Origin of the sequence: Halomonas sp. 111 (assembly GCF_052379685.1) — a bacterium.
In the GTDB taxonomy this organism is placed as follows: Bacteria; Pseudomonadota; Gammaproteobacteria; order Pseudomonadales; family Halomonadaceae; genus Vreelandella; species Vreelandella citrativorans.
In genome coordinates, this window is sequence record NZ_JBQSYV010000013.1 from 1 (window position 1) to 25892 (window position 25892).

General features: G+C 52.2%; 23 protein-coding genes. 8 read left to right on the top strand and 15 right to left on the bottom strand.

The window, feature by feature from the left end:
- Window positions 1–78: 78 nt before the first annotated feature.
- The 5 genes from ACT3T7_RS10945 to guaB form a co-directional block, all read right to left on the bottom strand.
- The gene (locus tag ACT3T7_RS10945; RefSeq protein WP_444631058.1) at window positions 79–1935 is read right to left on the bottom strand and encodes a DUF3732 domain-containing protein; all 1857 of its coding nucleotides are present in this window, start codon (window positions 1933–1935) and stop codon (window positions 79–81) included.
- Window positions 1932–2402 carry a three component ABC system middle component gene (locus tag ACT3T7_RS10950; RefSeq protein ID WP_444631059.1) on the bottom strand — a complete coding sequence of 157 codons (471 nt, stop codon included), beginning with the start codon at window positions 2400–2402 and terminating at the stop codon, window positions 1932–1934. Before ACT3T7_RS10950 ends, ACT3T7_RS10945 begins: the two co-directional genes overlap by 4 nt.
- Complete coding sequence (locus tag ACT3T7_RS10955; RefSeq protein WP_444631060.1) at window positions 2399–3607, bottom strand: ABC-three component system protein; 1209 nt, start codon at window positions 3605–3607, stop codon at window positions 2399–2401. The genes ACT3T7_RS10950 and ACT3T7_RS10955 overlap by 4 nt, the downstream gene beginning before the upstream one ends.
- 461 nt (window positions 3608–4068) lie before the next feature.
- Window positions 4069–5646 (bottom strand): glutamine-hydrolyzing GMP synthase, encoded by a 1578-nt coding sequence (gene guaA, locus ACT3T7_RS10960; RefSeq protein WP_444631061.1) that lies wholly within the window; start codon window positions 5644–5646, stop codon window positions 4069–4071.
- A 94-nt stretch (window positions 5647–5740) separates the two neighbouring features.
- Window positions 5741–7210, bottom strand: a complete 1470-nt coding sequence (gene guaB / locus ACT3T7_RS10965) for an IMP dehydrogenase (protein ID WP_172118172.1) — start codon at window positions 7208–7210, stop codon at window positions 5741–5743.
- A gap of 216 nt (window positions 7211–7426) precedes the next feature.
- Between guaB and ACT3T7_RS10970 the strand changes: the two genes are divergently transcribed.
- Window positions 7427–9157 carry an SWIM zinc finger family protein gene (locus ACT3T7_RS10970; RefSeq protein ID WP_444631062.1) on the top strand — a complete coding sequence of 577 codons (1731 nt, stop codon included), beginning with the start codon at window positions 7427–7429 and terminating at the stop codon, window positions 9155–9157.
- Between the two features lie 106 nt (window positions 9158–9263).
- Window positions 9264–10016, top strand: a complete 753-nt coding sequence (locus tag ACT3T7_RS10975) for a hypothetical protein (RefSeq protein WP_444631063.1) — start codon at window positions 9264–9266, stop codon at window positions 10014–10016.
- Window positions 10017–10036: 20 nt separating this feature from the next.
- Here ACT3T7_RS10975 and ACT3T7_RS10980 read toward each other — a convergent pair whose 3' ends face one another.
- A complete protein-coding gene (locus ACT3T7_RS10980) occupies window positions 10037–10549 on the bottom strand; it encodes an opioid growth factor receptor-related protein (protein WP_444631064.1) in 513 nt (170 codons plus the stop codon).
- A 109-nt stretch (window positions 10550–10658) separates the two neighbouring features.
- Between ACT3T7_RS10980 and xseA the strand changes: the two genes are divergently transcribed.
- Entirely contained in the window at window positions 10659–11999 is a 1341-nt protein-coding gene (gene xseA / locus ACT3T7_RS10985) for an exodeoxyribonuclease VII large subunit (RefSeq protein WP_444631065.1), read from the top strand.
- A gap of 194 nt (window positions 12000–12193) precedes the next feature.
- Here the strand turns inward: xseA and ACT3T7_RS10990 are convergent, their stop codons facing one another.
- Together ACT3T7_RS10990 and ACT3T7_RS10995 are read right to left on the bottom strand one after the other, a co-directional pair.
- Window positions 12194–12766 carry a carboxymuconolactone decarboxylase family protein gene (locus tag ACT3T7_RS10990; protein WP_444631066.1) on the bottom strand — a complete coding sequence of 191 codons (573 nt, stop codon included), beginning with the start codon at window positions 12764–12766 and terminating at the stop codon, window positions 12194–12196.
- A gap of 38 nt (window positions 12767–12804) precedes the next feature.
- Window positions 12805–14130, bottom strand: coding sequence for an aspartate aminotransferase family protein (locus tag ACT3T7_RS10995; protein ID WP_444631067.1), 1326 nt, complete (start codon window positions 14128–14130; stop codon window positions 12805–12807).
- A gap of 193 nt (window positions 14131–14323) precedes the next feature.
- Here ACT3T7_RS10995 and ACT3T7_RS11000 point away from each other — a divergent pair, with 193 nt between their 5' ends.
- Window positions 14324–15259, top strand: a complete 936-nt coding sequence (locus tag ACT3T7_RS11000; protein ID WP_444631068.1) for a MurR/RpiR family transcriptional regulator — start codon at window positions 14324–14326, stop codon at window positions 15257–15259.
- A 115-nt stretch (window positions 15260–15374) separates the two neighbouring features.
- Here ACT3T7_RS11000 and ACT3T7_RS11005 read toward each other — a convergent pair whose 3' ends face one another.
- The 3 genes from ACT3T7_RS11005 to ACT3T7_RS11015 all read right to left on the bottom strand — a co-directional run bounded on the left by ACT3T7_RS11005 (window position 15375) and on the right by ACT3T7_RS11015 (window position 17755).
- Window positions 15375–16562: a DUF3618 domain-containing protein gene (locus tag ACT3T7_RS11005; protein WP_444631069.1), complete on the bottom strand. Its 1188-nt coding sequence runs from the start codon at window positions 16560–16562 to the stop codon at window positions 15375–15377.
- On the bottom strand, window positions 16559–16996 hold the full coding sequence (locus ACT3T7_RS11010; protein ID WP_444631070.1) for a phage holin family protein: 438 nt from the start codon (window positions 16994–16996) through the stop codon (window positions 16559–16561). The genes ACT3T7_RS11005 and ACT3T7_RS11010 overlap by 4 nt, the downstream gene beginning before the upstream one ends.
- A 93-nt stretch (window positions 16997–17089) precedes the next feature.
- Window positions 17090–17755 carry a hypothetical protein gene (locus tag ACT3T7_RS11015; RefSeq protein WP_444631071.1) on the bottom strand — a complete coding sequence of 222 codons (666 nt, stop codon included), beginning with the start codon at window positions 17753–17755 and terminating at the stop codon, window positions 17090–17092.
- Window positions 17756–18480: 725 nt separating this feature from the next.
- On the opposite strand from ACT3T7_RS11015, the gene ACT3T7_RS11020 reads away from it, so the two are divergent.
- On the top strand, window positions 18481–19335 hold the full coding sequence (locus tag ACT3T7_RS11020; protein WP_444631072.1) for an SDR family oxidoreductase: 855 nt from the start codon (window positions 18481–18483) through the stop codon (window positions 19333–19335).
- 169 nt (window positions 19336–19504) lie between these two features.
- On the opposite strand, the gene argA is transcribed toward ACT3T7_RS11020, so the two are convergent.
- Complete coding sequence (gene argA, locus ACT3T7_RS11025) at window positions 19505–20821, bottom strand: amino-acid N-acetyltransferase (protein WP_444631073.1); 1317 nt, start codon at window positions 20819–20821, stop codon at window positions 19505–19507.
- Here argA and ACT3T7_RS11030 point away from each other — a divergent pair.
- Window positions 20779–21054 (top strand): hypothetical protein, encoded by a 276-nt coding sequence (locus ACT3T7_RS11030; protein WP_442353539.1) that lies wholly within the window; start codon window positions 20779–20781, stop codon window positions 21052–21054. The two genes, argA and ACT3T7_RS11030, sit on opposite strands and share 43 nt — an antisense overlap.
- Here ACT3T7_RS11030 and ACT3T7_RS11035 read toward each other — a convergent pair.
- Both ACT3T7_RS11035 and ACT3T7_RS11040 read right to left on the bottom strand, forming a co-directional pair.
- On the bottom strand, window positions 21010–22275 hold the full coding sequence (locus tag ACT3T7_RS11035) for an inorganic phosphate transporter (RefSeq protein WP_172118183.1): 1266 nt from the start codon (window positions 22273–22275) through the stop codon (window positions 21010–21012). The two genes, ACT3T7_RS11030 and ACT3T7_RS11035, sit on opposite strands and share 45 nt — an antisense overlap.
- 9 nt (window positions 22276–22284) lie before the next feature.
- Entirely contained in the window at window positions 22285–22965 is a 681-nt protein-coding gene (locus ACT3T7_RS11040) for a TIGR00153 family protein (RefSeq protein ID WP_193055358.1), read from the bottom strand.
- Window positions 22966–23102: 137 nt separating this feature from the next.
- Between ACT3T7_RS11040 and ACT3T7_RS11045 the strand changes: the two genes are divergently transcribed.
- Both ACT3T7_RS11045 and ACT3T7_RS11050 read left to right on the top strand, forming a co-directional pair.
- A complete protein-coding gene (locus tag ACT3T7_RS11045; protein WP_444631074.1) occupies window positions 23103–24020 on the top strand; it encodes a CYTH domain-containing protein in 918 nt (305 codons plus the stop codon).
- Window positions 24021–24108: 88 nt separating this feature from the next.
- Window positions 24109–24984 carry an ion transporter gene (locus tag ACT3T7_RS11050; RefSeq protein ID WP_444631075.1) on the top strand — a complete coding sequence of 292 codons (876 nt, stop codon included), beginning with the start codon at window positions 24109–24111 and terminating at the stop codon, window positions 24982–24984.
- A gap of 54 nt (window positions 24985–25038) precedes the next feature.
- On the opposite strand, the gene ACT3T7_RS11055 is transcribed toward ACT3T7_RS11050, so the two are convergent.
- The gene (locus ACT3T7_RS11055) at window positions 25039–25815 is read right to left on the bottom strand and encodes a 5'-nucleotidase, lipoprotein e(P4) family (protein WP_172118187.1); all 777 of its coding nucleotides are present in this window, start codon (window positions 25813–25815) and stop codon (window positions 25039–25041) included.
- Between the last annotated feature and the right edge of the window lie 77 nt (window positions 25816–25892).

Sequence of the window (25892 nt, forward strand, 5' to 3'; positions counted from 1 at the left end):
ACTAAAACATTAGCTAATTGTTATTTAAAACAAAATCCCTGAGAACAAAAACCGTGCACATAGTTAAGCATTAGTTATTTAAACGCTTCTCCAGCTGGGAGGGATAAGTGCATTACCATCTCGAAATGTTGGCAAGAGATTAATATTATGTAGATCTTCGAACATTAAGGGCGGCACATGTTCAAACATAATCATTTGAAATTCTTGCTTATATTCACTATTAATAGTTTCAATAAATTTATCAATCATCTCAAAAGCAGTTCTTATTTTGACTTTGTCGCTGTGAATTAGATTTTCAGGGTTTGAGTCCTCATCTTCACCCCAATATGGACGACTAGGCTGATCAATTATCAGAAAACTAGGAACAAATTTTGAGCATTTATTGATAGCAACCTCATGAAGGGATAAAAAGTGTATAAGGTGTAAAAACATGTGATTAGAGCTACTACCGACATTCTCAATCAAGGTTGACTTTGGCTTTCTCAATTGTATTTTCTTTTCTTTATAATTAAAACTTGCATACCAAGAGGCATAATTCTCTAATGCTGTTTCAGTCTGCCTTTTCAATTCATTTGCCACCTCATCTATAAGGTTTATGGTAGCTATACGCTCTGCCTCAACATCTTTAACATGAGTATTATTGTATTCATCCTTAATACTTTCTAAAGAGTATGGCACAGGCTTTTTGTTTCTTTTTACATCAATACTTGAATAAACACTGAGTTTTCCTCTCGCTTCTCCTAAAAAGAACCACATGTCCTGTAATTGATTAAATGAACGGGGCATTTCAGGTAGCACCTGAAGCTCTTCGGTTAGTAATGTTTTTTTACTTAAAAGCTGATTAACCGTTTCGTTAACTTGACTTTCAACTGGACGCCTGGCTTTAATAGCTTCGTTAATTTTATGGAGATCGACTTGCAGACTACTGATCAGCTCATCAAAAACTTCTGATTTAACTACCTCACCAGATCGCTCCATCAATACTTTTAAAGGCTTTAAACTATCTTGAGATTTTTTAATAGTTGATTTGTAACTTTTGTACTCTTCATTAAACTGCGAATACTTTCGGATTTGTCTATTGATAGAAAACAGTTCTGAATTGATATCAGATCTACGTTTTGTAGAAGCATCATAGTTTGGAAACAAACTTGATCTATCCAATATCTCAAGCAGCTTAGTGGCGGTTATATCCTTATCAAGCTCAGGAGTAAGACCATATTCTGCAGTTTTTGCTGCAATATTTTGTATTTCGTTAGTAAACGAGCTTTTGTTATCTACTAATAAAAGCGTTTTTCTTTCTAATTTAGCTAATTCCTTAAACAAAAAATCTTTACGCTCTCGAGAAATAATATTCTCTAGGTCATCAATCCCTAAAGCAAGGTCAAAAATTCTTGGCAATGCTTCGCGATAGCGATCTATTTCTTGCTTGTCAAAAAAATTCTTACTGTTAATTATAATATCATCTGAAATAGAATTAAAAAGAAAAAAGTACCGAAAAGAAATCTTAGAACCGGGCTTTAAAACCTTTCCTCCAAACGGCATTCGTACTCGATCATCAATTGAAAATTCGGCTTCAAGAATAGTACGAAGATCCTCTTGCCTTATATTTGGAGAAGGTATTTCAGGCACCTTCCCTAAAGATGAAAAATAATAATCAGCTGAAACCTCGTTTTCATTGGGGCTCTTCCTGGCAAGGAAAAAGTCTTTTTTATTAATGTAAAATTTTATTCCGTACCAACTCACATTATCATTGATGACATCATGAGGAATATCGTGCTCACTTGCCAAAAAACAATAGTCAAAAATCTTCAAAATAGTGGATTTACCGGTTTGACTTTCACCAGTAATAACGTTGACTTTATTGCGCTCAAATTCTAATACGCGAATCTCATCTTTTCGAGACCACAATGCTATAGCGTCAATTCCAAAATTCACAGATGCACCCTAAAGTTTAAGTAAAGTTCTTCTTCGCTTTCATGAAGAAGCTCAGAAATTTTTTGGGCTGCTTGTTCTATTTTTTGAGCACGCTGTCCAAATTCTTTATCTATTTCTAAACAATCTCGGCGTACAATAGTCTGACCTAAATTTGCATAATTAAGATGCACGAGAAGCTGTATTGAATTAACTGATAAAGGAAGGCAACTCTCAAATCGTTCGTTGAAGTTAACAAATAGTTTTGGCCAACTTGTTGCAAGAGCAGCTGACCCTCTCGACTGCACTTTTTTATGTGCCATATGGGCCAAGGTGGGTTGATGTATAATCATCGGAATAACCAATAGCGCCTTTGGAACAGTAAGACTACCAGAATAATTAAGTACTGATGCAATTGCTACTACACCTATGCCGACGTTATTATAGCCGTCCCAAAAAAACTTATCAGCCCTATCTATTTTTTCAATCATAGTACTTCCCAGTCTCTATGCCACCCAATCTGATTTTTATCCGACAGATGGTAAACCTCGCCATTACTCAATTCTGTATTAAGTTTACTGTTTGCTATAAAAAACTCTATCCGACGAAGGTCATAAAGTAGGCTTTTTGCTTTACTAATAACCTCATGATCAAGACAGCTCTCGCACCAGTGGTCAAAGGCGTTGTTCCATTTTAATTTTACATCATTATGAAAGGCCGATATCTCATCGGAGACAAGCTCTCCCGACTGAAGCCACTCGTCTAAAAAACGTACTATTTTCAATTTATTAGTAGTAAACTCAAATGCCCTTTCAACATCATCATTTTTCATAGCTTTAATTGCAATAAGTTGCTTTATAAACACTTGTGAAAAAACATCATCAGGATAATCTGGAACAAATGGTTTATCTAATTGAAGTGGCTCTCTAGATGCAGAAAAAATAGTTCTATATCGACTATAGAAAGAATCGAAACTCAGCTCTATTTTCTTGCCTTGCTTCACATTTATGTAATTATCAGTCCTTATATTAGAATCAAGCCTTTCAAACACTTCTTCTATTTTTGAACTTTCAACCATTTTCTCCCTTATTGACTTTTTTATCAATTCGTGAATATCGGCCACATCCATCTCAAGATAAACTTTACTCATATACAATTGAAAAACATCACTTTCAAGAGAAAGAACTGCACTTATATAGTCTTTAATATTTTTATCTTTGGTTTTTACGTGCAATGAGCTTATATAACGATACAACTCTTCATAACTTAATTTCTTTTCTCTGAAAGCTTCCAAGTTATCTAAAAGTTTATTATTTTTGCTTTCTGATTTATTTGTTACTAGATGGAACTCAGTTTTTTTTATGAAATTTATTTGCTCAAGCGTACACTTACGGCCCACGACTTCATCTGAAATAATCTTTGCCCAATTATTTAAAGTTTTCCAGATATCTCCATCTAGTTCTGTAAGAGCAATTGTTCTTCCGGTAGTGCCGCTTTGAACTGTATGCTTAAGTTGAAACAGTATTTGTGCATCGTTATCTAAATCAGTATGGACATCATCTTTAACTTCAAGGCCTACAGACTGTCCAGACTTCAAGTTTAAAAGCCGATAAATAAAATAATAATACTGGTAGTGAAAGCCGATTTCTTTATTATCAGCATTAGTTTTTTCAGTAAAGCTTTTTTGATTAGCCACTATTCTTGACCTCATTGCCCCATCGGCGTGGCATATTTAACTATGCACTGATCTAGTCACGTATGAAGCCACGCCACAGCATCTGCTGCAAGCCCATTGAAATAATAAGAATACCTAATAAAAAATCGCACGCAAGGAAAGAGGTAAATTACCCGACTAAAGTTATACTTATCGCCATGTGACCACGCTGGAGGTAGCACCCCTTGTATTAACGCAATGACTGTAGACGCGTTACTGATGGACTCGCTAGAAATCGGTAACTAAAATTTAGGGAAACGGGCTTTTCAAAAATATATACGCAAAAAAGAGAATGATATTCAATATAGCTCCGACATAAATAAAGAATTACTCATCTTTACTTTCGTAATCGAGATTAAACTGTGTTAATTACCAGTGTAGTGGCATAAAACTAAAAAACCCACCTTTCGGCGGGTTTGCGAATAGAGCTAGAAAGTAAGCACTCACTCCCACTCAATAGTAGCCGGCGGCTTACTACTCACATCATAAGTCACCCGTGAAACCCCACCCAACTCATTGATAATGCGGTTGGAGACAGTCTCCAGCAGCTCATAAGGCAGGTGCGCCCAGCGGGCGGTCATGAAGTCGATGGTTTCTACCGCACGGATAGCGATGACCCACTCGTAGCGGCGGCCGTCGCCTACTACGCCTACCGATTTAACCGGCAGGAACACGGCGAATGCCTGGCTGGTTTTCTCGTACCAGCCGGAGGCGCGTAGTTCTTCGATGAAGATGGCGTCGGCTTCACGGAGGATATCGGCGTACTCTTTCTTCACTTCCCCCAGAATACGTACGCCCAGGCCCGGCCCCGGGAAGGGGTGGCGGTAGACCATGTCGTAGGGCAGGCCGAGTTCCAAACCAAGCTTGCGCACTTCGTCTTTGAACAGCTCGCGCAGCGGCTCGACGAGCTTCAGCTTCATGGTTTCCGGCAGGCCGCCCACGTTGTGGTGGGATTTGATGACGTGCGCTTTGCCGGTTTTGGAGGCGGCGGATTCGATCACGTCCGGGTAGATGGTGCCTTGGGCCAGGAACTCGACGCCTTCAATCTTGCTGGCTTCTTCATCGAACACGTCGATGAAGGTGTTGCCAATGATTTTGCGCTTGGCTTCCGGGTCTTTCTCGCCTGCAAGCTTGCCCAGGAATAGGTCTTCGGCGTCTACACGGATAACCTTGACGCCCATGTGCTTGGCGAAGGTTTCCATGACCTGGTCGCCTTCCGCTTTACGTAGCAGGCCGTTATCTACGAATACGCAGGTCAGCTGGTCGCCAATCGCTTTGTGTAACAGCGCGGCGACTACGGAAGAGTCTACACCGCCGGAAAGGCCGAGCAGTACGTGGCGGTCGCCTACCTGCTCGCGTACGCGCTGTACCTGGTCTTCGATGATTTGGGCAGGCGTCCAGCGTTTTTCAGCTTTACAGATATCCAGCACGAAGTGCTCAAGAATCCGCTGACCTTGCAGGGTGTGGGTCACTTCCGGGTGGAACTGTACGCCGTAGAACTGCTTCTCTTCCCAGACCATCGCCGCAATCGGGCAGCTGGGTGTGGAAGCGGTAATGGTGAACTCGGCAGGCGCTTGGGCGACCTTGTCGCCGTGGCTCATCCACACATCCAGCAGGGCTTTGCCGGTTGCGGTGTCTACGTGATCTTTGATGTCTTTGAAGAGTGCGTTTTCAGCATCGATGCGGATTTGCGCATAGCCAAACTCGCTCTTGTTGGAGCCTTCCACCTTACCGCCCAACTGCTCTGCCATGGTCTGCATGCCGTAGCAAACGCCAAACACGGGCAGGCCCATTTCGAACACGCACTGCGGCGCACGCGGGGAATCCAGCTCGGTCACGGACTCCGGGCCGCCGGCTAGGATGATGCCGTTGGGGTTGTACTCGCGGATCTCTTCTTCGGTGATATCGAAGGCGCGAACCTCAGAAAATACGCCAATTTCGCGTACCCGGCGGGCGATCAGCTGGGTGTACTGTGAGCCGAAGTCGAGAATCAGGATTTTGTGAGCGTGGATATCATTCATGGCGGTATCTCGAGTAAGCAGTGGAGGTGCTGCTGGTAAGGCCGAAAAGCAAGCGGCGGAGCAATGCCCGCCGCCGTGTTACTTAAAGCGCTGGTTAGCTCACCCGGTAGTTGGGAGCTTCTTTGGTGATCTGCACGTCGTGAACGTGGGATTCATTAAAGCCAGCACCGGTAATCTGGACAAATTCCGGCTTGGTACGCATTTCCTGAATATCGCGGCAGCCGGTGTAGCCCATGGAGGCGCGCAGCCCGCCCATCATCTGGTGAACGATGGCGCTCATCATGCCTTTATACGGTACGCGGCCTTCGATGCCTTCGGGCACCAACTTCTCGGCACCGGCGTCCTTATCCTGGAAGTAGCGGTCGGCGCTGCCCTGGTTTTGCGCCATGGCGCCCATGGAACCCATGCCACGGTAGGCTTTATAAGTACGGCCCTGGAACAGCTCGACTTCGCCCGGTGCTTCTTCGGTACCGGCCAGCAAACCGCCGACCATCACCGCGCTTGCGCCAGCGGCAATTGCCTTGGCCAGGTCGCCAGAAAAGCGTACGCCACCGTCAGCAATCAACGGAATGTCATACTCTTTAAGCGCGGCGGCCACATTGGAAACGGCGGTGATTTGCGGCACGCCCACACCGGCCACAATGCGCGTGGTGCAGATGGAGCCCGGGCCGATGCCCACTTTCACACCATCAGCACCCGCCTCGGCCAATGCTTTGGCAGCGGCGCCGGTGGCAATGTTGCCGCCGATGACCTGAATGTCCGGATAGTGCTCTTTGATCCAGCTAACGCGGTCAATAACGCCTTGGGAATGGCCGTGGGCGGTATCGACAATGATCACGTCCACGCCTGCTTCCGCCAGTGCGATAACACGATCCGGGGTTTCTGGGCCGGTGCCTACGGCGGCGCCTACTAACAAGCGGCCATCGCTGTCTTTAGCGGCCATCGGGTAGGTGCGGGCTTTTTCGATATCCTGGAAGGTGACCAGGCCACGCAGGTGGAAGGCGTCATCGACAATCAGCATTTTCTCAATGCGGTGTTCGCGCATCTTGGCTTTGCTGGCTTCAAGGTCAGTGCCTTCCTTAACGGTAACCAGCCGATCACGCGGGGTCATGATATCGGCCACGCTGTCGCCGACGTTCGGCTGGAAGCGCATGTCACGCTCGGTCACGATACCTACCAGCGTTTCGCCTTCCACCACCGGGAAGCCGGAGAAACCGTTCTCTTTCGCCATGGCGAGAAGGTCTTCAAGCTTGGCCTTGGGGCTAACGGTGACCGGGTCTTTAACAATGACGCTTTCGTGCTTTTTGACCTTGCGCACTTCCGTGGCCTGCTGGGCCATGGTCATGTTCTTGTGAATGATGCCGATGCCGCCTTCCTGAGCCATCGCAATCGCCAGACGCGCTTCGGTCACGGTGTCCATCGCAGCAGAAACGAGCGGGATATTAAGCGAGAGATTACGGGTCAGGCGAGTTTTGAGACTGACATCCTTGGGGAGGATATCGGAGAAGCCAGGAACGAGAAGTACGTCATCGAACGTAAGCGCTTCTTGGGCCATACGTAGCATAGCGGCAACACCCAATTTGATGTGGGAAGAAGGGGCGTGAAAAGTTAATCCCCCATTATAGCGTTTTGAGGGGTTCCCCAGCAATGCTACTGCCCCTATTCAACGTCACTACTCCTGCTTGGCTCACTGCTAGCGCATACTCTGTGACGGCCATTACCCTGCAGTTAATGTTAACCTATACGTCATTTAGCTCTATAGAAATGTCGGGTGGCGACAATGGATGAGACGTTAATTTCAGACTCACAGCTGGTTATGTTGGCGGGTGATGCGGCTTTTTCCCGAGGGGTTCAATATTACCAACAGGGCATGGTGATCCATTGGGATAAAAGCGGTTCCACCATTAGCGCTGACGTCGAGGGCAGCGAGCTTTACCATGTGGCATTGACGTTAACCAAGCAAGGTTTGAGCGGAGGTTGTAATTGCCCTGCCTCCGAAGACATTGATTTCTGCAAGCACTGCGTGGCCGTTGCGCTAGCGTTCCGCGCAGAGCAAGCCAAGCAAGCACAACGGGTAGAAGGCGACACTTCAGATCGCATTCACGCTTACGTTGGGTCGTTAGACAAACCCTCGCTGGTCGAGGCTCTGTTATCGCTTATTGAAAATGACCCTGTGCTGTACCAACAGTGGTCGTTGAAGGCGGATGCAGCACTTGGCGTGCTGGATCATAAAGCGCTGAAAAAACGCATCACCGCTGCGTTTCCCATCAATCGTGGGTTGTTCCGCTATTCTCAAGTAAGCCACTATTTCAGTAAGGCAGAAGCCGTTATTGAACAGTTGGCCGAACAAGTGCCGCAACTCCCCTCAGTAAAAAGCCTGGCACTGGTGGACTACGCACTCGCGCGCATGGATAAAGCGCTGGAAACCATTGATGACTCCGGCGGCTTCCGTTTCCACTGCGAACACCTCTTGCACACCTTGCATATTAAGACCGTAAAGCGGCTCGATTGGCCTGCCGACAAACTAGCAGACTACCTCTATGAAAAATCATTTGGCGGGGAAGAGGATCGCTACCCACCCATTCCTGATGCCTATTTGGATGTGCTGAACCAAGCGAGCCAAAATGCCTATCATGAGCGCCTGCAACAAGCCCTGGATGAACTGCCGAACCAAACAGCCACCATGAAATGGGATGATCGCTACCGATTGACTCGCCTGCGCGAGCCGTTACTCAAACGTGCGCAAGCCGCCGGTGACCTGCCCGCAATACTGGCGCTGTATCAGAAAACCATCAGCGATGAGAAGGACTGCCTAGAGGCTGCTGAGCTGTGTATAGCGTATGAAGCTTGGGACCAAGTGGCAGCGTGGCTAACGTATGCTGCTGAGTGCGAGGCAAAAAACAACCATCGCTGGCGGCTTGAACGCAACCGGCTTGAGATACGCCTAAAGCTGCATCGCGGCGAAGCAGACGCGGCGGCAGAGCAACAGTGGGGGATCTATCAGCATACCCAGCAGTTGGAAGATTACCGGCAGCTAGTAACGCTAATAGAAGCACATCAGCTAGCCACCGATTATCGCCAACGGGCCTGTGACTGGTTATTAAAATGCATCACCCAACCGTCGGAGAAGATGCCTTTCTACCAAGTACAACGGGCAAAAGACAGCTTATTGGAAATTTACTTGCACGAGGGTCGTTTGGACGATGCCCAAGCATTGTGCGCTGAGCATAAAGTATCAGCGCATTTGCTGTACCAATTAGCCAAAGCCCTGCCCTCTCCCGATGCCCAGATACCGCTCTACCTGCGGCTGGTACGGCTATATGTAGAACAAACCAATAAGCAGGGCTATCGCCAAGGCATCGCATTACTGAAAGAGCTGAAAAAGAGCCTGCAAACGCCAGCTCAATACAGCGCTTTCGCGCACATGCTGACGCAGCTACATAGCGAATTTAAAGCCAAACGGAACTTTATTAAGTGGTTGAATGAAGCCTTTCCAGACATGCTCAAATAAGAGGTAGCCGTCAGCCAACTCAACCAGCGCGCCAAACAGACCCTTGAGCGAATAATATGGCTACAAGGTGTATCATGCTGTTTATTATTAATAAAAGGTAATAACAATGGCAGACCAACCCAGGCAGCTCTACTACAGCAATCCGGATAACATCACGGGGGCACGTGTTTCGCGCGATATGATGGTGATATTATGCAGTGCGTTGGGGAAAGCGCTTGACGATCCAGATACGCGTCATTTCATTCGCAATACACGTATTCCCAATGAGCGGGAACTCTACGGTACCTTTATCAAGGCGCTGCTCAGTGATGGCTTTAATAGCCAGATCGGCCACATTGCCACTGAAGTACAGGTATCTCGTCAGACAGATGACGCCAGCGGCAAAGGCCGAGTGGATATCATTTTCGACTATCGCAGCACCAGCTTCCTCGTCGAACTGAAAGTCATTCGTGCTTCTGTGAATGGTCGTCAACCTGGTGAAGAGTACACAACAACTACACAGCGACTCGTTCGCCCGTGGCAAAAAGCCGTCAATCAGCTCATCGAGCTTGATGAAACAAGCCTGGGAAAAGCACTAAAGAAGAAGGTTATCAAGCTCCCTATCGCCCTCTACCTGCATGTAGATAACAGACAGAAGGGCAACATGGAGCAATGGGAAGCACTCAGCGCTGCAACACACGAAAGGATCGTATCTCAGCTAGATACCGACGTGGATAGTGATGACCCCGCGAGCCACCACTTCAGCTACTTCCAGCCACTGACAGACCCAGTGACCACATCACGCCGAAGAGGCTGTCTCGTTGAAGGAACGCCAGACGTAAGGCTTTACGGCTTTTCTATTATTGCGGCATGCCAGTAACAATAACCGAATAATACAGGCTACTCCTTATGTGCCACGCTCCAATACTGGATCGAGGCATTCGAGACGATGCCCTCCTCGGTACCAATGTGTATGACGGCTTGCTGAAGAGCCAGCGCCAGATCGCACTGGTGGCAAAGTGCCAAAGAACGAATCATCCGCGAGATGCGCAGGTGATTATGCCCACCCGCTTTGAGCCAAACATGATCACGGATATTGAGGCTCGGTTGGGCGGTAATGGTGAGCCCATCCCGCACTAAACCCAAAAAACGTAACATCACATCCAACGACACGCGCTGCTGCTCGCGTAACGCACTCTCGTCGTGAAATACTTCACGCTCGACATCAGTCAGTCGCGGGGCAAAACCGTTAAAACGACCAGCTTCAGGAATGGGAAAAAGCCATTGAATATAATCATGGGTGTGCTCCAACCAAAAGTGCGACAAAGCCCAAATGGCATTGATATAGCGCCCTTTATGATCTGGTGCCTCGCTACGGTAAAAAGCGATCAGCGGTGTAAGCTGGTGACTCATAGCATTTCCTCGTGATTCCCTCGGTAATACAATGATACCTTGAAGTAGCGACACCACTTTACTCGACTAGCCGTCAAGATTCCTGGGTTCCCTAAAGCAAGGGATAGCAATGAACGCACCAACGCCCACTGCACTCTCCGTCAGCCAACTCAACCAGCGCGCCAAGCAAACCCTTGAACGCGATGTGGGCGAGGTGTGGGTGGAAGGCGAGCTTTCTAACGTTTCGCGCCCGGCGTCCGGGCATATCTACTTCACGCTTAAAGATGACCGCGCCCAGGTGCGCTGCGCGCTGTTTCGTCAGCGGGCGCGTTTTGTATCGGCGCCAATGCGCGATGGTGACCAGGTAAAACTGCGCGGGCGGGTGTCGCTGTTTGAGCCGCGTGGTGACTACCAACTGATTGCCGAAGCCGTGCAGGCGGCGGGGCTTGGCGAGCTGCTGGCCGCGTTTGAGCGCCTCAAAGCCCAGCTGGATGCCGAGGGCGTGTTTGCCAATACGCGCCCCCTGCCCTTTCCACCGCGCAAAATTCTGATTTTAAGCTCAGCTACCGGCGCGGCCATTCGTGATGTGCTGGCCGTTTTAGCGGCGCGCTGGCCCTCGGCAGATGTAACGCTAATCCCGGTACCGGTTCAGGGGGTAGAAGCCGCCCCCGCGATGATCGCAGCACTTGGGCTACTCAACCGCCAGGCACGGCTGGACCCTGAGCGCGATGTGGTGTTAATCACCCGGGGCGGCGGCAGCCTGGAAGATTTGTGGGCGTTTAACAACGAGCACCTGGCACGGGCGATTTTTCATTCACGCCTGCCGGTGATGTCGGCGGTGGGCCATGAGGTGGATGTCACGCTTGCCGATTTTGCCGCCGATGTTCGCGCCCCGACCCCTTCCGCTGCCGCCGAGCGCCTGGTGCCGGACCAACACGCCTTGAAGCGCCAGCTAGTTGATCAACAACACCGCCTGCACCGCGCCATGCAGCGCCGGTTGGAGCGCGACAGCCAGCAGTTGGATAGCCTGCGCGCACGGCTTCGCCATCCCGGCGAGCAGCTAAACCGCCAGCGCCAGCACGTGGCGACCCTTGCCCAGCGTTTAAATCGCGCTATGCAGCAAACGCTTACTCAGCAGCAGGCAAGCGTAACGCAGCTGGGCAAGCGCTTGGCGAGCCAGGGCATGGCGCGTTTGCATCGTGCAGAAAGCGAACGGGTGGGCCAATTGCACCGCCGTATGGAAAACGCCATGCAGCGCCAGCTTCAACGTCAGCAGGCGCGTTTAACCAGCGCCGCACGGGAGCTTAATGCGATTAGCCCGCTGGCTGTACTGGGCCGGGGCTATGCGATTGCCCAGGATGACAAGGGCCAAGTCGTGCGCCGCGCCGAGGAGACTAAACCCGGCCAGAAACTCTCGCTGCGTTTGGGTGAAGGCAGGCTGAGTGTCGAGGTAAAGCGGCGGTTTAAGTAGGGATGTATTGAAGATACCTACGTGAGTAACTGCGTGGTCTCGGGCAGCCCGTAGCGGGGGTCTTTCGCCAAGGCCGGAAAACAGCTCCCGGCGTTTCCGGCATTCCCACCATCCATGGCGGTCAGATGGCGAAAGTAGCGCCCAGGGAAGGGTTCACAGCGCCCCCGCGTAGGGCTGCCCGAGACCTTAGCTTGCTATACAGGCGGCGGTGTTAGCGAAAACAGCGCTGGGTTCAACCGCGCTTCTTCTTGAATACCCTCATCAATCGGCGTGTCGTAAGTTTTGAGCAAATACCCCAGCACCGAATAGAAGCCGACCATGGCCATCAGGTCGATCACGGCTTCACGCCCAATCGCCTCGGCCAATGTTTCTTCCTGATCGCTTGCCAGCATTCGCTTGTCGAGTAGCGCATCTACCGCGCTAACAATCAGGCCATCAACGCCGTTAATTGATTCAGGCACGCCACGAATAGCGTTTATCCTCGCATCAGAAAATCCTAGCGCCAGCGCACGGCTGACATGGTGGGCCCACTCATAGGCCGACCCCAGGCGAAAACCGGCACGTAGAATCACCACTTCGGTTAACTCGGGCCCCAAGGCATTGTCCTTCACCACGTGCTGCCGCAACGGCGCCCAGGCGTTTAGCAGGGCCGGATGGTGTGCCATGGTGCGGTAGACGTTCATCGCGCCTGCAAAACCTTCACGTAACTCTGTAAACGCTTCAGGCCAATCGGCGTCGCTCATCGGCGGGCAGGGGGACTGCTTCATGGTGCATTTCCTCTTGTATTATTTGGCTATCGCGCCCGTTATTCGGCTATTGCGGCGTCAATCGCTTGGGTGATCCGCTCAATGAGGAGATCAATCTCATCTGCATTAATCGTATACGGCGGCGCGAGCAGCACGTGATCGCCATACACGCTATCAATGGTACCGCCCATGGGATAGCTGATCAGGCCCCGTGCCATGGCCTGGCGCTTGATCCTGGCGTGAATTTTTCGAGCGGGATCAAACGGCGTCTTTAGCTCGCGGTCGGCCACCAACTCGATGCCACGAAACAATCCCCTCCCCCGAATATCGCCCACGTAAGGTGATGCGCCAAGCGCTGCTTCAAGGCCGCTTTGCAAGCGCGCGCCCATGGCGTTTACATTCGCCAGTGTTTCAGGCCGCGCGATGATCTCGACAACCTTGTTCGCCGCAGCCGCCGCGACCGGGTGACCAAGATACGTATGCCCATGCTGGAAAAGCCCAGAGCCGTTGGCGAAGCTCTCATAAATAGCGGATGACAACAGCACGGCCCCAATCGGCTGGTAGCCGCCGCCCAGGCCTTTGGCCACGGTGAGAATATCCGGCGTTATGCCGTCCTGCTCGCAGGCGAACAGAGTGCCCGTGCGCCCCATGCCGCACATGACTTCATCGAGAATCAGCAGTACGCCATGCTGATCGCAGATTTTCCGCACCCGCTTGAAGTAATCGGCCTCAGCGGCCACCGCGCCAAGGGTCGCCCCCACCACCGGTTCGGCCACAAACGCCATGACGCTTTCAGGGCCCAGCTCAAGAATTTTGGCCTCAAGCTCATCGGCAAGCCTTGCTGCGTACGCCTCAAAAGATTCGTCGCTTGCCTTGTCACGGTAGGCGTAGCAGGGTGAAACATGGTGCGTTTGAGGCAGAAGCGGCTGAAACTGCTGCCTACGCATGGCGTTGCCGCCAGTGGCAAGCGCGCCCAGGGTATTGCCATGATAGCTCTGGCGCCGGGCAATAATATGCCGCCGCTCTGGCCTGCCGGTTTCGACAAAATACTGGCGAGCCATTTTTAACGCGGCCTCTACCGCTTCTGAACCGCCGGATACCAGATAGACATAATCCAGCCCGTCTTGCGACAGGTTCACCAGCTGCTCGGCCAGCTCCTCGGCAGCATCCGTGGTGAAAAAGCCGGTATGGGCGTAGCAGAGGTTATCAATCTGGGCGCGCATGGCCGCCAGCACTTCCGGATGGCCGTGCCCCACACTCGTCACCGCCGCCCCACCCGAACCATCCAGGTAGCGGCGGCCTTCGGTATCAGTGATATAAACGCCCTGTGCTGACGCCGCATGCGGTAACGCCTGACCAATACTGCGGTGAAGAATACGCGTCATAGCCCTTTCCTCTTCAGATGACCATCAACCACCCTATTTAGAACAAGAGTGACACGACCGAGGGCGCCAATGCAACATACAAATCTTTAATTGAAAAATTAAAACAATTGGATCATTATTTTATCGAAAAGCGCCCCTACCCTCGTGCGCAATCATCTAAAGCCCTTGGGCGTATTCAAGAGGCAGCTCTGCTATGTCATCAACAAGCCCTACATCAAAAAGCTCTGCGTCAAAAAGCCCTGTATCCCAGAGCGATCCGTTAAGAGAGCAGATCATTGCGCAGTTCGATGGTATGTCCGCCCAACTGCAACAGGCCGCGCGCTACGTACTTGAGCATCCGGAAGAAGTGGCCTTGGTGTCCATGCGCGAACTGGCGCGCTTGGCGGCAGTTCAACCGGCGACCATGACGCGGCTTGCCAAAGTGCTGGGCTTTCAGGGCTATAACGAAATTCGCGCCCACTATGCACAAACGGTGCGTCAGCGAAACGATGGCTTTGCGGCCAAGGTGCGCCAACGTGATGGTCAGGCGGTAAGCGCGCCAGGCAGTGATATTGCGCATCACATGCTGCATGGGTTAAGCACCCAGATAGCCGCGCTTTGCGAGCCTGAGCCGCTGCAGCGCTTAACCGCCATGGCCGAAAGGCTCGCGGCAGCCAAAAAAATCTATGTGCTGGGGTTACGTTCAAGCCATGCGGTGGCCTGGCATTTTCATTACGTTATGTCGCTATTGGGCGAGCGCTCGGTACATCTTGATGGGCCTGCTGGCACGGGGGGCGATGCCCTGATTCGTGCAAAACCGGATGAGGTGCTGCTGGTCATATCCATCAACCCCTACGCGCGCGATACACTAACGCTTGCGCAGTTAGCAAAAGATAAAGGCCTGGCGGTTCTCTCGATCACCGATAGCGAGGTATCACCGCTGGTGAGTATTTCCGAGCATACGGTTTACTGCGCCACCGAGAGCTACAGCTTCTTTCATACTCTGGCCCCTGCGCTGGCCGTTTCGGAAGTGCTCTGCACACTGCTGGCCGAGCGTGACCGCCCTGCCACGCTAGAAGCACTGCAGGACGCCGATGACCACCTTGCGCATCTTAATACCTACTCGAATGCGCTCCCCCGGCGAGAGTGAACGCTACCGCTTTGGCTGGCTTCGGGCGCAAAAAAAAGCATTAATGCTGCCCATAAAAAAGTGCCCAGCCAAGGCCGGGCACTGCGCGACAAGATAAGAGCGTCTGCTTGCCTGATTAACGCCTGGGCGGCGTCAAGGTGTCGTTGTCTTGCGTATTACCGGAGGGCGTACTGGAGCCTGCAAGGCCGGGTTCGGTGACTCCCTTGGCCGTATTCGGCGTGGCGCCCGTGGTGCTTGCGCTAATGCTTGAAGCTGAGCCATGACCTGTGGGGCTACTGCCTGATGGCGTGCCCGGCGTTGCATAAGACGCTGAAGGCTGGCCGGACGTCGAATGCGTGTGGTCAGAATGCGCATCTTCTTTCATGTGCTCGGCTTTTTCATGAATCTTTTGCTGGGCTTTATCCACCTGCTCGTGGCCCGCTTCGGATGCCTTGTGCAAGGCGCGGTCGCGGTATTCGCCCATGTATTCATCCTCTTTACGCGTCGTGGGGAACAGCCCCGCTAACGCAGCACCTAGCGCAAACCCTAGCGCACCGACCACCAGCGGGTGCTCCTGAATAAACTCAGAGGATTGACTGCCCGCGTGGCGAGCGCGATCCGACATGTTGTGCAGGTGATCCCGCGTGCCGTGCTGAAGGTGGGATGTGGTGTCTCGCATACTGCCTCCCATGTGCTGTGCCTTTTCGCCAAGATGATGTGCTTTGTCGCCAAGCTGGTGAGCGGTATCTCTGGCCTTTTGGCTAATATGATGAGCCTTGTCTTTCGCGCCCTCTTTCATGCTGCTCATACGGCCTTTGCTACTGCCATGCTGTGCTGGATTACCGGCAACGTAGCCTGGCGTACCGCTATAGATAGGCGTTCCATCATCGGTATGCGTGCCCTCATGAACCGGCACTCCCGGCGAGCCGTGAGAACCGCTCACCGCATGTTCATCGGCATAGCGGTGCGAAGATGCATGCTGATGGCGCCGTTCATGGTTCGGGTGACGCTGGGAAAGCATCAACCAGCCAAGACCGGCAGTAGTCATCAAAAACGGCAGCGGGTGCTGCTTGATTGTTGCGCCCAAGTTGGATGCAAACTCGTTAGCACCGCCATGACGAATATAGTCATAAGAGCTGTTTAACAGCTGTTGAGGAGAGAAGCGCTCCTCAATTTCATGCAGCGTGGCGTCAAGGCGTTCACGCGAGCGATGAATGTCCTTTTCAATCTCTTCGGTGCTGCGATGGTCGTGGTCGCGATGGTCATGGTGGTCGCGCTGATGATGGATATCGCTGTGGCTGTCGTTATGGCTGTGATCGCTCATTTCAAATCCTCCCTGACGTTATGCCTATGCTCTCTGGCGAGCACCCTGTCGGCCTGTAGGCTATGCAACGTGCGGTCAGGCACCAGGTTGCGCGCCTGAAGTTTGGCAAGCCCACTTTTAAGCATCACGATGCCAATTACCGATACCACCACACCAACGATAATGGCAGAGAGCCAAGGCGTCATATCAGGAGGAAGCACCTCATTGAGCATAAAGACAAGGGCGGCAAGCAGCGTGAGAAAGCCGCCTAAAAGCACCGCGCCTGCGACCGCAATGGCCGCTAAGGTGATCATGGCCTGATGCGTTTTTTCCGACACCTCTGCCTTGGCAAGCTCGGTTTCGTTGCGCACTAACGACGTTATTTCCTGCATCACCGTCGATAAAAGCGAGCCGACCGACGCGCCTTGTGGGGGCGTATTGTGATCTGAATCCATTCATAACCTCTCTTGCCCTTGATTAAGGGCGTTCAACTCAATCTTTTAAACCTGGCGACAGGCTGATCCACAGCTGGCGGCTACACAGGCCAGCTACAGCCGACCGGAGCCACCGGGCTGATTGGTTGAATCTGGCCTAGCAGTAGTGGTATCAGCCGTGCCGCCGGGCGTTGCCGTAGGCGCTGAGCGTTGCTGTGTGGGGTCAGAGGCACGCGAAGTTGCCCCACCCATCACGCCACCTTCCGGGTTCTCAGGCGTAGGAGACTCATGGCTTGAATAAGCACCCGATGACGGATGAGCATAACTACTTGGGCCGTTTGAATAACGGCTTGAACCGCCAGGTGAGTGCGAATGCTTGCCTGAGCTACGCAAGAAGCGTGTCACCAAAAACCCAGCCGCAATTGCCCCGCCAAAGAACAAGGCAGGCTCACGCTCACTGAAGCTTTTCGCTTCCTGGCAGATGCTGTTTAAGTCCTTGTTGCGTAGCTTGTCTGAAAAACGATCAGCTGTATCGGCAAACTTTCTCGCCTGTTGTGAGAAGTACGGCTGATCTTGATGATCAAACTCATCAGCCATCTTACGAAAAGCGCTGGTAAATTTTTGCGACTGCTCGGTGGCGGTATCACGCTGCTGATTGTAAAAGCTTTCAGCCTGATGCTGAGCCGCTTCACCTACATCATGTGCCGCATCGCGCCCTTGCTGTTTGAGCGAGTCAGTATTTGAAGAACCTGGGTCAGCCTGTTTTCCATAATCATTCATTTGTTACTTCCTCCTTGTCGTTTCACGCGTTAACGTACTTGTTAACCAGCACGTACTAACAAACACTTATTAACAAGCAGTTAACAAACAGTGGCTTGAAACAAAACGAACTGAACCGCTAATCAATTAAACACACGCACTAGATAACGAGCTCACCACCTAAATAGTCATTTAATATAAATCGGCTTTTTTACTATAGTTACCCAACACTCCCTGTCAATTTATAACCTTGGGCACACCCTTACGGCACCGCTATTTAACCAATATCAAAAAACATTTAATTAAAAGCAAAAACCAGCCTTTAACAAACATCAACCAATCCGCCTCGACCTCCCACCACTGCTGCTTTTCCTCACATCCAGCAGGCATGAATAGCGGCATCCTATCAAGCTGATGACCTTTGTTCATCAGGGTCTAAAACACCTAACCCATCCTTTAAATATCTACTTAAATAAATATCAAACCTCAACAAACGCATCACATGGTTGATAAAAAAGATTAAAAGGACAAACAATTCATCTATACCAGCTCAAGCCTATAAAAAAACCCTTCAGCCATTAACCCCAAACTTTATAACAATTCAATCTTTTATAAATCAAACGTTACGGTAATACTTGAATTGGCTCTTGATAAAACCTTGCGCTAGTGTAAGTAACGCAGGAATACGATTAGGCCACGGCTTTTCGTAGAGGAAGGATTAACGTCCCAACAAGGAGTCACTGCACATGAGCGATCAGAAACAGCCGCCTCAACACCAGAACAAACAGCCCGGTGATGAGCACGAAATGCGTCCGGAACCTGAATTTATTCGTGATAGCTATAAAGGCACCGATAAGCTTGTTGATAAGGTAGCCATTATTACCGGCGGTGATAGCGGTATTGGGCGCGCGGTAGCGGTACATTACGCTCGTGAAGGCGCCGATAGCGTGATTGTTCACCTTAAAGAGCCTAAAGATGCCGAAGATACGCAAGCCCTGGTGGAAGCGGAAGGTCGCCGCTGCCTGGTATTACAGGGCGATGTAGCTGACCCCGCCTTTTGTCGTGACATCGTTAAAAAAACGCTGGACCACTTCGGCAAGCTTAATATTCTGGTCAACAATGCGGCCGAACAGTACGACTGGAGCGATCTGACCGAGATCCCCGACGAGCAGATAACACGCACCTTTCAGACCAATCTGTTTAGCCATTTCTACCTTTCCAAGGCAGCGTTACCTCATCTGGAGGAAGGTGATACCATTATTGCCACCTCCTCCATTAATGCCTTTAAAGGCAACAACACGCTGATCGATTACAGCGCCACTAAAGGGGCCATCCAAGGGTTAATGCGCTCGCTTGCCATGTCGCTGGTCGGTCGCGGCATTCGGGTGAACGCTGTTGCCCCAAGCCCGGTATGGACACCGCTGATCCCCGCAAGCTTTGACGATGAGAAAGTCGCCGAGTTTGGCGGGCAAGTACCCATGAATCGCGCCGGACAACCGAGCGAAATGGGGCCTGCCTATGTGTACCTGGCAAGTGAAGAGTCTTCGTACATGACGGGGCAGACCCTACACCTTAACGGTGGGGTTATTTTAAATACGTAAGCCCGGCACAGGTGTTAAAAACCAAAAGGTGTTAAAGGCCAAAAGATGCAAGAGAGCTGAGCGGCTTTGCCGCCCAAGTGCACCATCAAACTTCAACCCCGGCACCGCTGCGCGCTGCTCCCGCGGGTGCGCTGCGCTTACCACACGCTACGTTATTGATCTGACCTCGCTAAACTTTCAGCGCTTTCAGTAACACCTTCGATTTACGTGCGTGGTTATAGGCTTCGCGCTTTAAAGGGGGTAACTCTTCAAGGCTGGCGGTCTGAAAGCCGTGCTCCACAAACCAGTGGGCCGTGTGGGTGGTTAATACAAATATTTCGCTAACACCGCGTTGGCGTGCGCGGCGCTCCAGCGCTTCCATTAAGCGCTCACCGCGTTCGCCCCCGCGGTAGTTACCGTGCACAGCCACGCAGGCCAACTCGGCAACCGTGGTGTTAGGGAACACGTGCAGCGCGGCGCAGCCAATCACCATGCCATCGCGCTCGATAACCATATAGTCATCAATTTCATGCTCCAAACGCTCACGCGAGCGCGCCACTAGCATGCCGCGGCGCTCCAGCGGTTCAAGCAGCTCCAGAAGCCCTGCTATATCGTTGAGCTTAGCCGGGCGTAGTTGCTCATAGCGGTGCTGGGTAATCATGGTGCCCACGCCGTCGCGGGTAAAAAGCTCACCCAGCAGCGCATCGTGATTGCGCCACGACAACAGGTGGGTGCGGGCCACCCCCTCTCGTGCAGCGTTACACGCAGCTTGAAGGTGGCGGGCAAGCTCGCTGCCGGGCAGCGCGCTCTCAAGCCGGGGCTCAGCATCGGCAGGCGTTAGCTGGCGCAGTAAGGCGCCCCCTTCATCCTGTAAGCCTTCTGATTCGCCCAGCAGGATCAACTTGTCGGCCTTGAGCGCTACGGCGGCATGCTGGGCCACTTCCGCGGCGTCAAGGTCGAACACTTCGCCGGTGCTTGAGAAACCCAGCGGCGGCAGGAGCACCAGCGAGCCCTTGTCGAGCAGCCCTTCAATGGCGCCAGCCCGAACGCGGCGTACTTCGCCGCTATGATCAAAGTCCACCCCTTCCCGAACGCCCAAGGGCTTGGCGGTGACCAGGTTCCCGGAAATCACGCTAAGCTCTACACCGTGAAGCGGCGTGCTGGGCAGGCCAAGCGATAACCGTGCTTCAAGCCAAAGCCGCTGGTGGGCAGCGACCTGCTCTACATGGGTCATTACGGCGCGGTCGGCCACCCAGCGTCCGTTAATGCACATGGGTTCAACACCGGCCTGGCCAAGCGCTTCCTGCACTTGCGGGCGGGTGCCAAATACCACCACCAAGCGCACGCCCAAGGTATGCAGCAGGGCTAAATCCTGGATCAATTGCTCCCCACGGCCAGACGCCATGGCTTCTCCTTCAATCAAGATGACGAAGGTTCGCCCCCGGTGCGCATTAATGTAGGGGGATGCGTTACGAAACCAATCAACAAAGGGGAAATGCTTATCCAAGGGCCGCTCTCCGGCAGCAGGTGAAAGAAAAAACGACGTTTACAACACTACTCGCGCTACTTTACCAGAGCGCAAAAAACAGCGGCACCTTCTATTGCAAATCGGCTAGCGCAAATCTGCATGAAGGTGCCGCTGATCTTGAGGCTTTTCGTGCGGGCGTGCGCCGGGTGGCGCCGCCTGTTACACCGTTAGCCGAACATGCCTTTAAACATAAAGAAGAACACAATCGCTAAGCCTGCACCGGCGGGCAGGGTAATCAACCACGAGACAACAATGGTGCCAATAACGCGCAGGTTAAGTGCCGCCATACCGCGCGCCAGCCCGACACCCAGCACCGCGCCAACCAGCGTATGGGTCGTTGAAATTGGCAGGCCCGTGCCCGAGGCAACGACGACGGTACTCGCCGCAGCCAGCGTTGCGGCAAAGCCACGGCTAGGGGTGAGCTCGGTGATCCCGGTGCCCACGGTCGCAATTACCCGACGCCCATACGTCACCAGACCAACGACGATACCCGCGCCGCCCAATATCAGCACCCACCAGGGCACCAACGCCGCGCTATCAATCATACCTTCGCTGCGCACGACACTTATGACGGCGGCCAGCGGCCCCACCGCATTGGCGACATCGTTGGAACCGTGAGCAAAGGCCATGGCACACGCGGTAAAGATCATCAGCACGCCGAAAACACGCTCAACATTGGCATAGCCAAAGTGGTCATTGGCGTTCTTGGTGTACTTGATACGCCGCTGCATCACTATGCCAAGGCCCATGATCAGCACACCAATCAGAATCGAAAGCAGCAGGCTTTCGCTGAAGCTAAGATGCAGACCAACATGGGAAAGGCCTTTGGTCAGCGTCACCATGGCAACAATAAAGCCGACCAAAAATATATAGCCCGGCACATAGCGCTTGGCCGCCGCTAACGGATCTGAACTCTCGAAAATCAAGTGGTGTACCGACTTAAACAGCATATAGCCGATGGTACCGGCAATCAGCGGAGAAATAGCCCAACTAGAGGCAATCTGGCCGACCTTGTCCCAGGCCACCGCATCAACGCCTAACCCTACCGCCGCGAAACCGACAATGGCGCCAACAATGGAGTGTGTGGTCGACACTGGCCAGCCACGGGCAGAAGCGACCATCAGCCAAATGCCTGCCGCCAACAGCGCTGACAACATGCCGTAAACCAAAAACTGTGGGTTGGCTTCAAGCAGGTTGGGATCGATGATGCCGCCACGAATGGTGGCGGTAACCTCACCACCGGCAAGCCAGGCGCCTAAAAATTCGAAAATAACAGCAATGATGATGGCTTGCTTGATGGTGATCGCTTTCGACCCCACCGACGTTCCCATGGCGTTGGCAACATCGTTTGCGCCGACGCCCCACGCCATGAAAAAGCCAAATAAACAGGCCAGAATAATAAATATCTCGCCGTACTGGGCAATAATTTGCATTGGTTTCCCTTAGCGTGCGGTCAAAATCTGCAAGCGACTGCCTACGCGCTCAGCACGGTCAGACACTTCACCCACCCATTCGATAATCTTGTAAAGAAAGATCACATCGACGGGCGGTAGTTGGCTTTCAAGCTGAAACAGCTGGCGACGAATGGCCACCTGCTGACTGTCTGCCTGGTGTTCAAGGTTATGCAGCTCACGGATCATGTTGCTCATAACATCCGCGACGTTACGCCCAAAGCCTGACTCTAAAAGCTCCATCAGCTCTTCAAGGGCCTGGCGCGCTTGGGCCACACATGCCACGCTAGTCGCCATATAATCGCGCATCGGATCAGCGAGCTCATCAGGCACGCGCATTTTACGGCCTAGCATAATGCCGGTAATGTCGCGCACCTTGTTGGCGATTTTGTCCTGGACGCTAATCAAATCCAGTAGATCAGACCGTGAAACCGGCAGAAACATGGTGCTGGGCAGGTTGAGCCGTAGATCCGTTTTCAGCACATCCGCTTCGTGTTCTAAACGGGTTACGTTTTCACGCAGCTCAGTGGCGGTATCCCAATCGCCAGCAAGCGATGCTTCAAAAAACGGTAACAGTTGGTCGGCGCATTCATTGGCCTTAACGATGTGGGCCAGCAGCGGCTGGAATGGCGAGCGGCCAAACATCGCGGAAAAAGGGTTGGAGGTAACCATAGAGCCTTTTAGCCTGTTTTCGGGGGAGCCTGGAAATGGCGACGCCAGTATAAAGAGTGCGCTCGCCGCCGTCATGAAAACTTCATATTGGTAGCAAAAATTTAACCAGTACTTCACGTTTAAGAGTGGCTATTGTCATGAAAAATGCAACACCAATCGAAGTAGAGATAAAACTTGCGCTTGCCCAAGCCAGTATTGAGGCGCTCAAGCACCACCCTTTGCTCGACACAAAAACACCGTTAATCCAGACCTTAGCCAATACCTACTTCGACACACCGACCCATGACATGGCCAACGCACGAATCGCAGTGCGTCTTCGTCAAGTTGATGGCCGCGTGCTGCAAACGGTAAAAACGGCGGGCCAGGGGGGTGGCGGATTATCCAGCCGCCAGGAGTGGGAGTGGCCGGTCGCATGCGCTGAACTCGACCAGACAGGTCTCGCCGCACTGCCACCTTTCAGCGACGAGCCAGTCAATAATGGGCCTGCCCACAAAGTGCTCAGAGAACGACTAACGCATCTAGCCCCCATACTGCGCACCGACTTTACCCGATATAGCTGGCAGCTCGACTGGCAGGGCAGCCAGATTGAGCTGGTACTGGATGAAGGCGAAATTGAAAGTGGTGACTACCGCACGCCCATTTGTGAAGTAGAACTGGAGCTTAAAAACGGTGACCCGCAAGCGCTCTGGTCGCTGGCGATTGCGCTAGCAGAACAGGTTCCGCTTCGCCCATCTGATAGCAGCAAGGCATCGCGGGGTAACGCCTTGCGCGCCCAACAGTGGCCGCTTCCTAACGCCACGACACCTGCTGAATGGCTACACCGGGCAACGCTTGCCCTTGATGCCTACCACGACAACCAGCAGCGCCCGTTCCTAAACCTTACCCATGAGGCGCTGACCCGGTTGGCCGAACACGCATCACTGCCCGAGGACATGAAGTCCCAGGCGGCTCACCTATCCACAGCGCTAGATGACGCTGGTCAACCCCGTATTGCCTATGGCGTAACGCTCCTGACGCTTTCCCATCGTTTAGCGCTGCAACGCGAGCTAAGCTAACCTTCACGTTGTTTTAGATAGATTCAAGCACGTTTGCCCATAGACCTAATCACTGTGATAAGTGATTGCTCATTTCTTCAGGATCGCCATGAGTTTTAACCTGACCCCTGCCGCGGAAGGGCTTCGCACACAGCTGTTTCACATTATTTTCGAGTCCGACACGCCCACTGCCAAGGGATTCGATATTGCGCTGATTGTGATGATTTTGGGCAGCGTCGCCGTCATTCTGCTCGGCAGTGTTCAGGAGTTTTCCCAGGAGTATGGCTGGCTTTTCTACTACCTGGAGTGGGGCTTTACGATTCTGTTCACCGTGGAGCTTGCGGTACGCATCTACTGCCTTGAACGTCCCACTGTCTATCTGAAAAGCTTTTATGGCGTGGTCGATCTAATCTCCATCCTGCCAGCCTGGCTGGTACTGCTGATGCCCGGCTTTCATGCGCTGGTGATTATTCGCATACTCCGCGTGCTGCGCATTTTCCGTATCCTGCGCCTGATGGAATTTGTGGGCGAAGGACGACTGCTGATCGAAGCATTAAAGCGTAGCGTGCGCCAGGTACTGCTGTTTTTCTGCAGTATTTTTATGGTTGTCACCATGTTTGCCGCGCTGATGTATACCATCGAGTCGCCGGAAAGCGGCTTTACCAGTATTCCCATGTCGATCTACTGGGCGGTGGTCAGCGTTACCACGGTGGGGTATGGCGATATCGTGCCGGGCACAGCGCTTGGCAAAGCGATTACTGTGCTTCTCATCCTGATTGGCTACTCGATTATCGCCGTGCCTACCGGCATTTTTTCAGCCCAGGTCATCCGCTCTATCCGTGAAGACCGCTACTCCGATGAAGCGTGCCCAGGATGCGGCCACGACCGTCACGAAAAAGACGCACTCTACTGCCTTCGTTGTGGCACCTGGCTGGATGAAAACAGTGAAGACCCGCGCAAAGAGAAACAGACTGAAGAGATGTAATCGCCTCAAGCGAAAAAGGCCGCCGGTTCAGGCGGCCTCTGCTTAATGTCTTGCTTAATTGTCTTCGAAGGGAGCCTGCCAGACATCAAGCTCAGCGTTGCGCCAGCTGCCATAGGTCGCATTGGGGAACACGATCCAGTCCTGCCCAAACCGTTCAGCGTTTTCATCTACCAGCCGTTTCTGCTCCTCCAGCTCAACGCCAGCAAACACGTCAGAAAAGTCGTGAAGCGTATCGCCCAGTTGCATCACCAGCGCGTACTGCTCGGCCACGACGGCCCGACGCTCGCCTTTGGGCGGCCCCAGCAGCATAACGCTCTGCTCGGACACTTGGGGTAACCCTAACGTCTCCAGAGTGGCTAGCGTTGCCGACTTGTTTTCCTCATAGCGGTCAGAGACATAATAGATGGCAACGCCCTGCTCATCAGCAAATTCCAAAAAAGCTCTGGCGCCCGGGATCAGGCTCGGCTCACCTTCGCGCTCCCAGTGTTTCCACGTGTCCCAAGTCGTAAAGTCGTGACACGCCTGCATATCGCGCACCAATAACGCACTGTTATCAATAACGGTTTCATCAAGATCGGTAATGATAGCCAGCTCAGCGTCTTCACCATGGGCAGCTATCTGGTCCTTCAAGCGGTACGTTGCCAGCTCGAACCCCTGCCGCTGCAACGCGATGACTTCGGCAGCCTGCTGCTGGTAGCGAAGCCCCATTGCGTACTCATTCATCTCACAAGCGGCACTGTCGCTGGCCACAGCATTAACAGACACAGGTAACGCTGCCAGACTTGCGAAAGCCGAAGCAATAACGGCACTGCGATAACGGAACATCGTCATTAAGCACTCTCCATTTTTTTATGATGATCGGGCGGAAAGCGAATTCCACTCAATTTATAAAAAATTATTATGAACAT

Coding starts and splice junctions, on each gene's coding strand:
- ACT3T7_RS10950 (WP_444631059.1), bottom strand. CDS start 2,402: ATGATTGAAAAAATAGATAGGGCTGATAAGTTTTTTTGGGACGGCTAT.
- guaA (WP_444631061.1), bottom strand. CDS start 5,646: ATGAATGATATCCACGCTCACAAAATCCTGATTCTCGACTTCGGCTCA.
- guaB (WP_172118172.1), bottom strand. CDS start 7,210: ATGCTACGTATGGCCCAAGAAGCGCTTACGTTCGATGACGTACTTCTC.
- ACT3T7_RS10970 (WP_444631062.1), top strand. CDS start 7,427: ATGGATGAGACGTTAATTTCAGACTCACAGCTGGTTATGTTGGCGGGT.
- ACT3T7_RS10975 (WP_444631063.1), top strand. CDS start 9,264: ATGGCAGACCAACCCAGGCAGCTCTACTACAGCAATCCGGATAACATC.
- ACT3T7_RS10980 (WP_444631064.1), bottom strand. CDS start 10,549: ATGAGTCACCAGCTTACACCGCTGATCGCTTTTTACCGTAGCGAGGCA.
- xseA (WP_444631065.1), top strand. CDS start 10,659: ATGAACGCACCAACGCCCACTGCACTCTCCGTCAGCCAACTCAACCAG.
- ACT3T7_RS10990 (WP_444631066.1), bottom strand. CDS start 12,766: ATGAAGCAGTCCCCCTGCCCGCCGATGAGCGACGCCGATTGGCCTGAA.
- ACT3T7_RS10995 (WP_444631067.1), bottom strand. CDS start 14,130: ATGACGCGTATTCTTCACCGCAGTATTGGTCAGGCGTTACCGCATGCG.
- ACT3T7_RS11000 (WP_444631068.1), top strand. CDS start 14,324: ATGTCATCAACAAGCCCTACATCAAAAAGCTCTGCGTCAAAAAGCCCT.
- ACT3T7_RS11005 (WP_444631069.1), bottom strand. CDS start 16,562: ATGAGCGATCACAGCCATAACGACAGCCACAGCGATATCCATCATCAG.
- ACT3T7_RS11010 (WP_444631070.1), bottom strand. CDS start 16,996: ATGGATTCAGATCACAATACGCCCCCACAAGGCGCGTCGGTCGGCTCG.
- ACT3T7_RS11015 (WP_444631071.1), bottom strand. CDS start 17,755: ATGAATGATTATGGAAAACAGGCTGACCCAGGTTCTTCAAATACTGAC.
- ACT3T7_RS11020 (WP_444631072.1), top strand. CDS start 18,481: ATGAGCGATCAGAAACAGCCGCCTCAACACCAGAACAAACAGCCCGGT.
- ACT3T7_RS11030 (WP_442353539.1), top strand. CDS start 20,779: ATGCGTTACGAAACCAATCAACAAAGGGGAAATGCTTATCCAAGGGCC.
- ACT3T7_RS11035 (WP_172118183.1), bottom strand. CDS start 22,275: ATGCAAATTATTGCCCAGTACGGCGAGATATTTATTATTCTGGCCTGT.
- ACT3T7_RS11040 (WP_193055358.1), bottom strand. CDS start 22,965: ATGGTTACCTCCAACCCTTTTTCCGCGATGTTTGGCCGCTCGCCATTC.
- ACT3T7_RS11045 (WP_444631074.1), top strand. CDS start 23,103: ATGAAAAATGCAACACCAATCGAAGTAGAGATAAAACTTGCGCTTGCC.
- ACT3T7_RS11050 (WP_444631075.1), top strand. CDS start 24,109: ATGAGTTTTAACCTGACCCCTGCCGCGGAAGGGCTTCGCACACAGCTG.
- ACT3T7_RS11055 (WP_172118187.1), bottom strand. CDS start 25,815: ATGACGATGTTCCGTTATCGCAGTGCCGTTATTGCTTCGGCTTTCGCA.